Raw genomic sequence first — 13,934 nt, forward strand, 5'->3', positions numbered from 1 at the left:
ACAATCGCGTTGCGGCTCGATCGTCTGTGCGCAGATCGCACAGGACTCCAGCGTCAGCCGATGAGAGTCCGATGTCGTGGTCCGGCGGCGGACAATGAGCCGGAGGCATCACAGGGGCCGGTATGAACAACCGATTGGACGACTTGAAGACGAGCGGCTTGAAGGCGACGCTGCCGCGCCTGAAGGTGCTCGAGGTTTTCCAGCGGACGGGCGAGCGTCACCTGACCGCGGAGGACATCTACAAGATCCTGCTCGCCGATGGGGCGGATGTCGGTCTCGCCACCATCTACCGAGTGCTCATGCAATTCACCGAAGCAGGCCTACTCAACCGCCTGCACTTCGAGGGCGGGCGCGCGGTCTTCGAGTTGAATGAGGGGCAGCACCACGACCACATGGTGTGCCTGCGGTGCGGCAGGGTGCAGGAATTCTTCGATCCCGTCCTTGAGCAGCGTCAGCGAGAAATCGCCGCAGAGCGAGGATTCCAGCTTCAGGAGCATTCTCTGGCCATGTACGGCCTGTGCGGTTCGCCGGACTGCCGAAAGCCTTGACGCTTCGGCGCTCGTCGTGGGCGCGGACGACGCCCAAAGTTGCCCACATCTGCTGTGGATAACCCTGGGGGCAACTCGTGCCCCATGAACCTGCCCGGCGATTCGATCGGGGTTCGCGTCGCGCGCAGGTTCCCTGCCCAACAAATGGGCAATCTTGCGGAAGCCAGCGGGGCATAGCAGGACTATCCTGGACGCGGCGTCGCGAATCGAGAGTCATCGCCGCGGCAGTGATGCAGATCGGTCTACGGAGGCGAAGATGCCGATCCACGTCGAGCAGGACTTTTCGACACTTGCCGAGTGTCTCGCCCATGTGCAGGCTACCTATGGCGGAACGACTGCGGTGCAGGCGCACGATCGGCGCGGGCAGACAAGTCTCGGCGTGGTGCGCGTGCCCAGTTTTCTCTTCCGCGGCGAGGCATCGCAGTACTCCGCGACGACGGCCACGATGCAGCGAATTGCCACTGACCCGACTCTTTCGGAGCGTGCACGCCAGTTGCTGCCCAAGATTGCCCGGATGCTGGAATGCCAGATTCGCGAATTCATACCTATGCCGATGATGGATTCGGCCGGATATGCGCAGCACTATGGGTTGCCGACGGAACTCATTGATCTGACGAGCAGCGTTGAAGTGGCGGGGTATTTCGCGAGCAGCGGCGCAGTTGGCGCTCAGGGCTATGTAGGCGTGTTCCCGACCGCCTCGCTGGTTCGCTCTTCGATTCTCATCGACCTGCGAAATCACGATCTCGCGCACCGACCACGCCGACAGCATGCGTTCGCCCTCTACAACCACCGGCACACCGACATCAAGGCAGACGCATGCACCGAGGAGTTGGGTTCACGATGGGTTGGCTTCACCCTTCAGGCTGACGACAAGGTGCGGTTCCAGACTTCGCGAGCGCTGTTGGCGACCGCCACGGACCCTGCCGCTGGGGCCCTGCAGCTCGCCGTCGATTCCATGGTCCAGGAGCATGGCAAGCTACCCGATGAAATTGCGCTGTGGCTCTCGCGTCATATTGCTCCCGCCCCGTTTGTCACGAAGGTGAGGGAGGGGAGCTCGCCCGGGCAACTCAGCGAGGTCGACCTGATCCCTCTGGCCGCAGCCGAGGCCTTCTTCGACGAGGCTGCTGAACGGGAGCACAGCTACCGCTACTGGTCTTCCCGTTTTGCCGTTTCGGATCGGTGCGCCGGCATGTGGATGGCGACCAGTCAGTAGAGCAACTCCGCCGCGCCCTTCGGCCGCGTTGCCAGCTTTTGGTCACATCCGCGAGAGGCGCGAGCTATTTCATCCAGAGCTCATCGATGCCTCGGAAGCCCCACTTGGCGGGGTCTTCGGGGCCGACAATGCGGTCCTTGACGCTGGACGCTCCCAGGTCGATGGTCTGTACCGGGATCTGCTCCTTGGACTTGAGCGAGAAGAAGACCCGCACGACGGGAGAGAGGAGCGATTCGGTACCGGGCGCGATGACGATGGCCAGGCGCTGCGATGCCAGCTTGACGAGCGATCCAACCGGATAGATGCCGACCGACTTCACGAAGGCGTTGAACAGGGCCTTGTCGAAATGACCCTCCCACTTCGCCATCTGATGCATCGCCGCGGCGGGGTTCCAGGGCTCCTTGTAGGCACGCTGGGAGGTCACTGCGTCGTAGACGTCGCAGATCGCGCCCATGCGCGCCAGTTCGGAGATGCCGTCACCCTTGAGCTTGTGCGGGTAGCCCGTGCCGTCGATCTTCTCGTGATGATGAAGAGCAATGTCGACAACGTCCGGGCTCGCGCCGTTCGCGCGGAGCATTTCCGCACCGGCGAGCGGGTGGCTGCGCATCACGTTGAACTCCGCGTCTGTGAGCTTGCCAGGCTTGTTGAGCACATCGAGCGGCATCGCAGCCTTGCCCAGGTCATGCATGAGACCGCCGATGCCGGCCAGGCGCGTGCGCTCTTCGTCGAAGCCAAGCTGCCTGGCCATTGCGATCATCAGCGCACACACGGCCACCGAATGCATGTAGGTGTAGTCGTCATGGGTCTTCAACCGCGCGACGCTCAGCAGCGCGACGGGGTGTCGCTCCACCGAAGCGGCGATCTCGCGAACCAGCAACTGCGTCGTGTCCGAATCGATGGCCTTGCCTAGGCGGGCTGCTTGCAGCATGTCCTTGACCTGCGACTTCGCGGACAGGCAGATGCGTCGCGCGCGCTCGATCTCCTGCACCAGGGCTTCTCGACTGTCCGCAGGTTTGGCGACGGCTGCAGGAGCAATTTCCGCGATGGCGGCCGGCGAAGGCTCGGCGGCGAGAATCTGCCCGCCTTCAGGTCCCGAAGCAGCCTGCTGTGTTGCGGTCGGCATCTGCCCGAGCCGTGGGTCGATCCACACCTCGTTGATGCCGCACTCTCGTATTGCGGCGAGGTCACGCGCTTCGGTAAGTAGGAAGCTGCCTCGCATGAATGGATGCTTAAGCCAGGACCCTCCTAGCTTGTGGATGTACATGCCGAGTTGGAGGTCGGTCACGGGAATTCGCGTCTTCAAAATATCCCCTCATGTATGTTGTTGTCGGCACGCCTTCCGCGCGTTTTCGTGCTCGGTGCTTACAGCACGGCGCTTCGATCCATCAACACTTTGGTCCGGCACAGCCCGCGACGGGCCGAGTCGTGGCCCAGCTTGACCAATATCAACCTTCTGCCTCTTGAAGTGAACGGCTTTTCTCCGCGCCATTCGACGTTCTTTGATCTGACGCAATCCGTTGCTCGATATCGCCTCGCTTTGCGTCGTACATCAGGCGGTCGGCGTGACGCAGCAGTTCGTCCGCCGTGCTGCCGTGTTCGGACGAAAGGGCGTAGCCGAAGCTGCTGGAGATCGGCACGCGATGTCCACCCATCATCGCGAAGGGGTTGGTCAGCGCAGCCTTGACGCGGGCGACGGCGGCGTCTGCGTTGCGATGGCCGCTCACTTAGGGAAGAAGGATGGTGAATTCGTCGCCGCCCATCCTGGCCAAGGTGTCCTGTTTGCGGATGCAGCGTGAGACCCGGTCGGCGACCAGCCTCAGCACGGCGGCCGCATCCATGCCGAGAACCGCGAGGGCGGCGGCGCATGCTTCCACATCTACCTGCCACCGCGGCAATCCGGCGAAACGGCGCCGATGACGTTGATCTGAGTTCGCTGCGGGGCAGGGGGCTTGGCACACCCGTCCGAGCGGTGGCTCGCACAGGGTGTGAGCCCCCCCGAGAGGCTACGGCTGGCCGATGCTCCGCAGGAACTGCTGTGGAGTGATCCGAGGCAGTCGGTCCGCGTGGGCCGCCGTGAAGTTGCGCAAGCCACCCCACAAAGCAGCATCGCCGATCAGGACGCATCGGTGCTTCGCGCGCGTGACGGCGACGTTCAGCAGATTCGGCTTGCTGGCGGCCCACTGCGCCGCGCCGATGGTGCGACCGTCGCAGCCGAGGACCAGCCACACGATGGTCTCTTCCTTGCCCTGAAAGGTGTGCACGGTGCCGATGCGGCCCTTGCACCACTCGCGCAGTTCGCCGGACCTGGGCGGCTGGAAGCGCCCACCGGCGACCTGTCTCCACGGGTCCAGCTTCGACAGACGATCGAGCAGTGCTCCCCTGATCCGCTTGAAGGGCGAGATGATGTAGATCGGTGGGAGCCTGCCGGTACGTGCGAACAGCGTGAGCACGGCATCCTGCACCAGGTCGACCTGGCCGAGGACCACCTGCTTGTCGATGGCTGGACCCGCCACATGAACCCATGCGCTGGGACCGATGTCGAGGCTGTCTTCTGGTGGTAGCCGTGCGGCCGGATCTTGCGGCTCGAAGAAGATCATCTTGCCGTCGTAGGCGATCTGGTTGGTGATCGAGAACATCGGGTCCACGCAACGCCTATGGACGCGCAGGGGACTGCCGATCCACTGGCTGGTGCCGCCGGTGCTGATAGTGGCCCCGAGCGCATTCGCGTCATCGGCGAGCTTCTGGACGGAGGTCTGGTGAGGCGCGACCGCCATCTCTGCCGGCAGTCCGCTGGTCTTCTCCAGCGCCTCGAGCAGCTTGATGGGCACCGTGAAAACCGGTTCGATCTGCAGCGGGTCGCCAACGACCACAGCCCTGCGGGCGCGCCACAGTGCGCCCACGGCGGCCTGTGGCACGGCTTGGCCGGCTTCGTCGATGAAGAGCCAGCCCAGCGAATTGGGGCCGAGGAGGCGGAATTGCCGTGCGAAAGATGCGAACGTGCTAGAGACGACCGGGACGAGCATGAACAGGCTGCGCCAGATCGGCAGCGCCGCCTTGGTGTCCAGCAGCCGCTTGCCGTCCAGCAGGTGGCACAGCGCGACGAGATTGCCCCCGAAGCCACGGCCGGTCTTCAGTACTTCCGCGAGCCATGCTTCGTGCAACTGGAGCGCCGCGACGAAGAGTTCAGAGCGCTTCGCGTTCAGCAAGTCGCTGCGCCACACACCGCTGATTTGCCATTCATCTTCGTCCAGCTCGGCCAGGCGCGAAGGGTGCGCGGCCTGAGGGAACTCGCGGGCCAGGTCCTGCAGTTGCTGCATCGCCGCCTTCCATTCCAGTTGGCGCGTGGACAGTGCCGCTTCGGCCGTCGATACTTTGGACCGAGCCTGGTGCAGCGAGCGCTTGGCGGCAGTGTGCGACGGCTCTACGTCGTAGCGCCGGCGGATCCATTTCCGTTGCTGTTCCCGGTTGGCGTCCAGCTCCGCATCGTGAGCCTTCTTCGCCGACCAGTCACGCACGCGCTCCCACCGGCTAGGACGGCGCTTTTCGATCAAGCCCTCTTCGGTCTTCAACAGGTCCAGTTGGCGGCCGCTCAGCAAGAACTCCTCGTCGAGCAGTTCGAAGGCGGCATCCTCAGCATCCCGCGCTCGCGTGGCCGCGGCCAACTCGCTGGCCGCGACGGCAGTGAACGGCTCCTGCGAGACACCGAAGAGTTCTCGGCTCAACCTCGCGTAGCGATCCAGCTTGCTCACCAATTGCCCAAAAGCATAGTCAGCGGCTGCGAACGCGCGCTTCGCTTCGGCGAAGCTGACACCGGCATATCGCTCGCGCCAGTTCCAGATGCTTTGATGACGCCCGGGGTCGAACCCTCTGGGCGGCTTCTCCTTGCCCTTGGGGCCTGCGAAGCTGATGCCGCGAACGAAGACGTCGCGATTGCGCTTGTTGCCCAGTGCACAGGCGATCAACCCCCAGGCTTGGTCATCGGAGTCGGGGATGTCGTAGCCACCCTTGCTGTTCCTCTCCAACAGGTTGCGCGCGACGGGTTCCAGATACCCGACCTTGGCCTCACCGGACGGTGCTCGCCATCCCGCGTCATCCTGCTTGGGTTGCTTGCCGAGAGACTTGTTCTTGGGAAGGTCCCTGGAGATGTTCTCCACCGCGGCGTTGTTCGAAGACGCCACCACCATCTCGAAGCCCACCAGTTCATCCTTCAAGACGGACACCCAGCAATCGGATACGCCCTCGAACGAGACCGACAAGCGCTCGCGCTGGAACGCATCGCCGGCGGTCGAGCATCTGCTCAAGGCGCGCGCCCGACGGACGATGTTCTCGGCAAAGATGTCCCGCAGCAGGGTGGTCTTGCCGGTTCCGGGCGGCCCATTCACCGAGAAGATCCCGTCGTTGGCCAACTCGTCGAAGATGCTGTTGATGGCGAACTGCTGCATCAGGCTCATGGCATGCGCAGGCTTGTCAGGCCAATGGCCGCCGATCAGGTGCTTGTGCCGCAGCCGTTCCGAGACCGTGTTGAGGCCTGCAGGCTGGTACAGGTCGACTCGCTGCGACTGGTCCAGCGGTGTCAGGTAGGCGCGCAGCGCCGCGCCGGCCGTACCCTGTTCGATGGACGAGATCGCGCGTGCAATGTCCTCGGCGAAGAAGCTATTGAGGATGTTGATCTCGGTGTCGCCCAGCGGGGCGTCGCCATCGTCTTCGTCGTCCTCTGTGCCACTGCCCGGCGCGCCAGCCGATTTGGACGCATGGCCTTCGGCGGGGGACTTGTCCTCGACGCTCTTGGCTTTCAGGACAAGCACCGGAGTCCTGGGGTCGTCGCCGGACGGGCTGTAGCTTGACCAGGCGGAAATGATCTCCAGCAGCGCGGCCAGGTCAGCAGCGGTCAGCGGTCTCGAGTCCTGTCCGGCAGGCGCAGGCAATCCGGCGAACGTCGCACGGAAAGTCCTCACCTCGCGCTTCAGCAGTTCCAGGTCCTCCCTGAATGCTGCGAAGTCGAGGCCGGCAAGACCCTGCTGGGCGATGCGCCCGAGCGCCCAGGGTACGGTGGACACAGAGAGTTCATCGAGCATCGGCGAGCCATCGGCGCCCACGCGGATCCTGGCGCTGCAGGTCAGGCCCTCCAGTTCGCCGCGTTCGTCCTGGTCGAAGGACTCGTCAGGGCTGAGCGTCTCGCTGATGACGCGGTGGGTGACCTCGGCCAACTCCGCCTTGTCGAACACGCCGAGAAAGACGTCGAAGCCGGAGAGCTTCCGGCCGTCAGGGACCGGGGCAGACCAAAGTGCCTCGGGCGACATCCGCGCGAGCTGCGCCGCTGAAATCAAGCGGACGTTCCACTCGGCGTCCTTTCCTTCAAGCACCTGGCGCTGCAGGTCGAAGGGGATGAAGAACTCGATCTTGTGCCAGTAGCTCAGTACGCTGATGTGGTCCGCCGACGGCGCACCACGGAGTTGTCTGTCCAACTGCCGCTCCCTTCCAATCTTGGTATGGCTGACTGCTCTCCAAACTTCGGATACCTGACGAGTATCCGTGCGCACTCACGCGGTTTTTAGCAGCCTCGGGAAGCAGCGTACCTTGACGGACAACGTTGGGCCAGCGGAGCTGACCACGTGGGGGCTGCCGGCGCCGGTGACAGATTGCGCTCAGCGCGAGCGGGCGGCCCGGCGACGCCGTTCCGCGGATACGGTGCGTCCGATGCTCAGCAGCGCCAGCAAACCCCAAATCGAGCTCCCGAGGAGCAGGGCATGACCGGTGCTCGACGGGAGGAGGGTGAAGGCCAGCAGCAGTCCAGCGGCTGTGGTGGTCAACATGAAGACGTCGCAGCCGCGCGCCACGCGTTGGAATGCCGCGTCGTCAAGGTGCCGCAGGCTATTCTGAGGGGCGACGGCAACGAAATATGCCGAGAGGATCGGGATGGCCCAGACGGGCGCCCTGAGACTACTGCTAGCCTCCTGCGGCCGGTCTGGGGGATCGGCGCTCAACGCACCTCGGGAACGACGTGGGACAGCCGCTGTGCGGCGCCGACCAGGACGTCCTGCAGTGTCCGACCCAACAGGGGCATGCTCTGGTTGGTGGGGCCGAAGTCATAGGCGCGCACGCCATAGTTCGCGGCAACGTACTCGTCGATCGTGCCGACGGCGTCAACCAGTCCTAGTTCCTTTGCCTCCGGTCCCGGCCAGACTTCTCCGGTTGCCACATCGACGCCCTGCTTCAGGCGAGCACCGCGCTTGGCCTTGACCTCATCGAGGAAGGCCAGTCCCAACTGGTCGACGAGGCGCTGCGCCTTGGAGTCGACTTCGGGCGTGACGGGCGTGAAGGGGTTGAGAAACGCCTTCAGCTTGCCTGATGCGTAGACCCGCTGGCTCACGTCAACCTTGGCAATGGCGCGGTCGAACTGCCATGGCGCCATGATGGCGCCGATCGATCCCACGAGCGAATACTTGCCGGCCACGATCTTGTCGGCGTGCAGGGCGATCATGAAGGCCGCGCTCGCGCCGATGTTGTTGATCACAGCCACAACCGGCTTCGGATGCTTCTTCTTCAAGCTGCCGATCGCGGTGTAGATCCTCTCGGACTCCACCGGGGCTCCCCCGGGGCTGTCGATGGAGAGGATGACGGCTTTGACGTTGACGTTGGCGAATGCCTTCTCCAGCAGTGGAACGATCGCCTCCGCGGAAGCGTGCTCGTTTGATCCGATCGCGCCCTCGATTCGCACGATGCCGACGACATCGCCGAACGGGCCCCAGCGGAACCCGGTGGAACTCAGGAAGAAAAGGAAGTAGAGGATCCCGAGAAGCACCGGCATACCGAAGACCAGCGCCTGAAACAGCATGCGCCATCGGCGCTCAGACTTGCGCTCCGCGGCGGCCAAGCGCTGACCGTGGTCGAAAGACTCGCGCTGCCCGCGCATCTCGCGGACCAGCTCGAGGAGGACGTTGGGCGGCAGATCGGGCTGAGGGGTAGACGCAATACCGGCTGCAGCTGAGTCGTGTGGTTGCATGGTCGCGCTCCGTAGGTGAGGTAACACCCCACGATAGGAGTCGAGCTATAGAGCTCGCCAGCGAGAATCCGGGGTGACGACCAGCCACTAACGGGACCGGACTACTTGCAGTCTTTGGATCCACCCTGAACCAGGGTTCCGAGCGTGACCTTGTTGCAATCGTTCTTCGGTGGCTGCTGGTTGCTCGCGTTGGCAGGCGTAGCGGTGCCCGCCATCCGTGAGTAGAGAGACGCCGTGGGATCTGACGTCTCCGCTTCCATCAGTCGCTTTGCGAGTTCGTCGAGCTTCAATAAATGGCAGCGAAGCTCGAACCCCGCGCGTGTCCTACCGCTGTAGGTGAACGGAACTTCAGCGCGTTTGACCTCTGCCACCACGCAAGCTGAGTTGGCCAGTTGGGGAAGCGACGCTGCATCGACGGGATCGGTGCTCTCACCATGAACGACAAGCATCTGACCTGGAGCGCAGCTAGCAAGCACAAATTTGGCTGCCAAGCGGAAATATGCTTCGGCCTGGTCCTTTACGGCTGCATCTCCAGGGACGAGGGTTCGACGGCCGAGAACGGCATTCGTGTTTGGCCCGAGGTCGCACACCGATCCATCCGTGGCCTTTTCTGGGCGCAGGGATACAGCCTGTGATGGCATCACGGTCATCAGGCTTGCCACCCAGGCGCAGAGGAGTCGAGCTAGCTTCATGGTGTTCTCCCTTGACCAGGCCGCCAAGGTTAATATAGTGCTGTCAGCATGGGTAACCGGAAGCACACAGTGATCAAGGCGATGACGATGGAGCGATGCGTCGTTGTTGCTGGTTGCGCGTTCGTCCAAGGAGCGCAGGCAGCGGCCACGAAGTCTGAGTCGGCAGGCGACGCTTTTGGCGGTTTCGGCTGGATCGCTTTGTTTGTCCTTTTCTGCTATCTCGTCGTGTTCTGCATTCGCCGCCTTGGATCTTCTCGTCGCGCGTGGGATGCAGATCCGCAGGCCGACGAGATGGTGAGGATGGGCACGTCGATCAGTCGCCCTATCGACGAGCGATAAACCTCGCGGAGCCAGCAGGCCGCCTACGGCTTGTTCGGCCTGCGCTTTCCGCTGCTTGGTCGCATCACTGGAACCTCCGGCGTCGAGTCGATCGCTTGCTGGCGCGGGCTGTTGGCGATTCGTGCCTTCGCGTCGATCAATGCTTGACGAGCTGCATCCCCAGCATCCTCGAGGGCTGTTTCCACATCAGCCTTCGTACGGCTCAGCGTCCTTCCTACCATCGATTGATGGGTCACCAGCGTCCCCTTCGAGCGGTCAAGACCATGGCGGCTGTCGAACGATTCCATCGGTTCGCTGTTCTGCCGGCGTTGGGCGTTCAAGCCGGTTTCGATATCAGTGCGAAGTCCCCCTCCATCAAGAAGGTCGGGCCGTCCGACCACTTCGGCATCGACCACCGGCATCTGCGGCGTCCTGGGAACGCCAGCTTGAGGGGCTGACGGGACCGACGAAAGAGCCCCTCCACGGACAGTTGCGTCGTTGTGCCCTTTCATCCCAGACAAATCGGGCTGTAGCACTCCTCGCTGAGCACCCGCTACGTGTGCCGCGTGGATGTCATCAAAGCTGCTGGGCAAAGCCGCACCTCCACTGAATCTGGTGGTCGTGAACGACATGTTCCCGAGCATTGACGCCATGTGCGCAGCAAGCGCCTGGGGGCTGCCACGATACCGATCGGCAGCGCGTTCGTATTCGACAACTGCCGCCGAGTTCGCTGGGTCCGCAGCCAGGTCTCTCGAATATGCGAGGCCCTGTTCATGTGCGAGCCTGATTTCGTTGGAACGCGCAAGCGCTTCGGTGTAGCGCTGTTCCGCGTTCTCCGCATGGGAGGCAGTGGAAGTGAGAGAGGAGGCGAGGCTGCTACCAGCCGTTCCCTCGGATGACAAAGCGTTCAGGAACGAACGGTCGGATGAAGCTCGATCGCCAAATGAGCGCACTGATCTGTACGTCGAGGCGTCGGAGTGGTCGAGGATCTTCTTCTCCGCTTCAGAAAGAGACACGCCATACTTCTTTTCCACCGCCGCACCGCCGCCGATTCCGTAGGCGCTAGGCATGGCGCTGAATCGCAGCAGTGCCCCCGCAACCTGATCTTCACCATAGCCTGTCTCTGCTGAGATGCGCCTTGTCTCTGAGGACAGCTGTTCTGCGGCCTTCGATATCTCTTGGTAGCCGGAGAGGGATTGACCTGCAGTAGATCGCGAAGAACTGGTCTGTTGACGAATCCTGTTGAGCGCTTCGTTCAGTGTAGTGGCACGGGTTGTTCCCGCGCTTACGACGTCCGCAGCTGCCGACGTAGCGGTCCTGCTCGCAGCTTCCACGTCCGACTGGGAGACCCGAGCGGTGACCTGGTGTGATGTGATGCCCTCGTTGCGAAGGAGCGTGACCGCCTTACGGCCGGCGCCATCTTCGGTCCACCAGTTTCCCCGTTCGTCTTGGCTTCGGGAAACCCAAGGATTAGATGTGGACGGTGTGACGACTCGCTGATCCATCGACACATTGCCCATGCTTGAGTTGCCGGCAGCCGCTGAGGCGGAGGCATTGCCGATGGTCGACTGAAGACCAGATAGTCCGCCAACCAGCGACGTACCGAAGTTCACGAGTCGGTTTGCTAGCGAGTAGGCCAGGAACGGAATGCCGATAACCAGGTAGGACACGACTGCCTGAGCCGAGACCGCGTTTGAGTAGATGGGCGAAGCCGACTGTAGGGACAGGGCTTTCACGCCTCCTCCCACCTCAGCGGCGGCCGCTTGGTCGAGTTGGGCGTAGATGCTGGCCATGTAGTTCAAGATCGCAAAAAGGGGCGGCCAAAGCTGAATCGAGATCAACGCTGTCGTGTACCCGGCAAGCATCAAGATGGTGTTTCGCCCGGAGGACAGGAACATAAGCAGTACCACCAACGGGAAGACGGCATAGCAGGTTGCTTCCGCGACGTTGCGAACTACTGGAAGTGCCTGCTCAGCAATCTTCGCGCCGTTGATCCAAGCGGCGTTCTGCGACGCAACTGCAGCCGCGCGGCCAGTTGCCAACATCATGCAGGAGGGGTCGTTGATTCGCTGGCAGCCCATTTCTCCCGAGTCGTTGATCGCGTTGATGAGAGCGTTCTGGCGGATGAGATCGGCCGCTGTCGCTGATGCCGTTGCGATCTGGCTCCTGATGTAGGCCTGGGGAATCTGGTTCATCACTGCTGCTTGCGCAGCAAGCGAGGGAAGCGTGGGATTGAGGCGCAGCCCGAGACGTTGGGCGAGATCGGTCACCTGCGAAGGAAGTCGAGCGTTGATGGATGCATACACCTGGTCGCATGTGGCAGTAGTAACGCCCGCACCTGACGTGACGATGCTGAACCTGCCTGGATTCGTGGCGGCCATGGTGGCCCAAAGGTCAGCGGACGTTGAAAATGTCGTCGGAGAGATGGTGCCATCAGCGATGTCGAAGGCGGTGCAGTTGCCAACGAAGTTGATCAGATCGGTCCTGACCGCTGGATCGGGAAGTGAGGTCCGGCGCGTTTCTTGGAGAAGCCTGCTGCCAAACATCAGTCCGTTCTGCTGGTAGGCAAGCTCGGCGGGAAGTGAGCCCGAGCCGGGGATGACTTGAAAGGCGGTTTCGAAGAGCTCGGTAATCGAGTTTCCGATTGAGCTCGTAAGCCCCCCCAGTGCGGCCATTCCAAATGGGACATTCGCCACGACCTTGACCGGAGTTCCGCCCGTCTTGTCGACGATCCCAACAGAGATTCTAGGAACGAAGAGCACACCATAGACCAGCACGACGGAGCCGATCCACTTCCAGCCATGAAGCTTCTCCGGCGCGAACATGTAGGCGACCATCGCGGCGACGAATCCGCAGAACGCAACCGCAGCGACAGCGCTGAGGTACGTGCCCGAGGCCATGATGGCGGCGATCGCATTGAAGATGCCGAACAGGCTCTCGCTGTTGTGATAGGCGTAGATCTCCCACATTTGAGTCTCCTCAATGCGCCAGAATCTTCATTGAACTCCGCGGTGCGCGTAGCCGAGCATGTCGAGCACATGCGCAGACATGTTTGAACGGAGATTGCGTTCAAGCCGTTCGAGGTCGCCGGCTACGGTTGATACAGAAGCGACCTTCTTGTACATGTTTGACTGCTCCTGTTGCAGTCGATTGAGGAAGCGTTGAACGTCGCCGCGCAGTTCCAGGGCCGTTTCTCGCTGGTCCTTAGTCAATCGAAATCTCTTCTGCAGAGCGGCGAGGCCGAGGTTGGAGAACTGGCTCAGGAAGGTGAACGCATAGTCAGCAGCGATCACCTCTTTGTAGTTCCCGATCATGGTGTCCGCGAGGCCGGACCCCGGGATCGTGTTGCCCACGGATAGCATCCGCCAAACAGGCAGGCTCGTTGAGTTGACGAACCCGACCGCAGTTGAGTTGTTCGGGATGGCAGCGCGCGTGCGAATGCTGTCGGAGATCGTTCGCATCAGAACTTCGACCTTCTTGACTAGTGGCTCGTGAACTGAATCGCCTCGCGTCACTACGTCGCATTCGGTGTAGTTGTTGCACTTGAGAAGTTGCACATTGATGTTGCCTCCGCCGGCATCTGACTGGCCGTAAAGAAGTTGTGCCACGGTCGTGATGCTTGGCCCGATGCTGTCGGGGTCGCGGTTTGATTCAGGCGGGTGATAGATGGTCGTGCCGAGGATGCTCATCACGACTTCGCGTGCTTGATCGTCGAGCGTGTCGACAGTCTTCAAGGCCTTCCACGTCAGGTTACCCACGAAGGGAGCTTGGTTTGCAATGTTGGGATCCGAGTTGCTACGTGCAGAGGCGAGGATGCTGGAGCTATCTGAGGCGCAGCGGCGCATCGCGGCGTCTACGTCTGCCTCGACACCCATCGTCACGGCAAGCTTTGCGCACGCGCGCTGCGAGTCGTAGCCCGTTGCTTCAGCGGCCGAGGAAACGAGGGCTGTAGCCGTTTCGCATGAATTGATTCGAGCGTTGTTGATCCACGTCTCCAGGCCCTTGGCCCACTTGGTCAAGCCACCCAACAAGGGGGAGACCGCCTCAAGCGCAATGAATCGACCCGGGTCCAGTAGACACCTTCGAGCCTCAAACTGAGGCCCAATCGGAGGTGCCATGCAAAGCAAGCAACCCTACCCAGAAGAATTCAAGATCGAGGC

The 13,934-nt window shown here is 62.3% G+C and carries 9 protein-coding genes and 1 pseudogene; 3 read left to right on the forward strand and 7 right to left on the reverse strand.

The genetic code is table 11. The features are described from left to right. Positions 1–122 precede the first annotated feature (122 nt). Positions 123–548: a ferric iron uptake transcriptional regulator gene (fur, locus tag CDN99_RS15875; RefSeq protein WP_088385828.1), complete on the forward strand. Its 426-nt coding sequence runs from the start codon at positions 123–125 to the stop codon at positions 546–548. A 256-nt stretch (positions 549–804) separates the two neighbouring features. Next, positions 805–1,761, forward strand: a complete 957-nt coding sequence (locus CDN99_RS15880; protein ID WP_088385829.1) for an FRG domain-containing protein — start codon at positions 805–807, stop codon at positions 1,759–1,761. A 64-nt stretch (positions 1,762–1,825) separates the two neighbouring features. Here CDN99_RS15880 and CDN99_RS15885 read toward each other — a convergent pair whose 3' ends face one another. From CDN99_RS15885 to CDN99_RS28270, 5 genes and pseudogenes are all read right to left on the reverse strand, one after another. Then, entirely contained in the window at positions 1,826–3,046 is a 1,221-nt protein-coding gene (locus CDN99_RS15885) for an HD-GYP domain-containing protein (RefSeq protein WP_310732482.1), read from the reverse strand. Between the two features lie 160 nt (positions 3,047–3,206). Further along, positions 3,207–3,599: pseudogene (locus CDN99_RS15890) on the reverse strand (diguanylate cyclase domain-containing protein). 165 nt (positions 3,600–3,764) lie between these two features. Continuing rightward, positions 3,765–7,226 (reverse strand): DEAD/DEAH box helicase, encoded by a 3,462-nt coding sequence (locus CDN99_RS15900; RefSeq protein WP_088385833.1) that lies wholly within the window; start codon positions 7,224–7,226, stop codon positions 3,765–3,767. Between the two features lie 515 nt (positions 7,227–7,741). Then, positions 7,742–8,764 carry a S49 family peptidase gene (locus CDN99_RS15910; RefSeq protein WP_088385835.1) on the reverse strand — a complete coding sequence of 341 codons (1,023 nt, stop codon included), beginning with the start codon at positions 8,762–8,764 and terminating at the stop codon, positions 7,742–7,744. A 101-nt stretch (positions 8,765–8,865) separates the two neighbouring features. Next, positions 8,866–9,456: a hypothetical protein gene (locus CDN99_RS28270; protein WP_141100821.1), complete on the reverse strand. Its 591-nt coding sequence runs from the start codon at positions 9,454–9,456 to the stop codon at positions 8,866–8,868. Between the two features lie 69 nt (positions 9,457–9,525). On the opposite strand from CDN99_RS28270, the gene CDN99_RS15915 reads away from it, so the two are divergent. Further along, positions 9,526–9,795, forward strand: coding sequence for a hypothetical protein (locus CDN99_RS15915; RefSeq protein WP_141100822.1), 270 nt, complete (start codon positions 9,526–9,528; stop codon positions 9,793–9,795). Positions 9,796–9,818: 23 nt separating this feature from the next. Here CDN99_RS15915 and CDN99_RS15920 read toward each other — a convergent pair whose 3' ends face one another. Together CDN99_RS15920 and CDN99_RS15925 are read right to left on the reverse strand one after the other, a co-directional pair. Beyond that, a complete protein-coding gene (locus CDN99_RS15920) occupies positions 9,819–12,743 on the reverse strand; it encodes a conjugal transfer protein TraG N-terminal domain-containing protein (protein WP_088385837.1) in 2,925 nt (974 codons plus the stop codon). A gap of 27 nt (positions 12,744–12,770) precedes the next feature. After that, a complete protein-coding gene (locus CDN99_RS15925) occupies positions 12,771–13,892 on the reverse strand; it encodes a conjugal transfer protein TraH (RefSeq protein ID WP_088385838.1) in 1,122 nt (373 codons plus the stop codon). Between the last annotated feature and the right edge of the window lie 42 nt (positions 13,893–13,934).

This window comes from Roseateles aquatilis, from assembly GCF_002205645.1.
GTDB lineage: Bacteria > Pseudomonadota > Gammaproteobacteria > Burkholderiales > Burkholderiaceae_C > Roseateles > Roseateles aquatilis.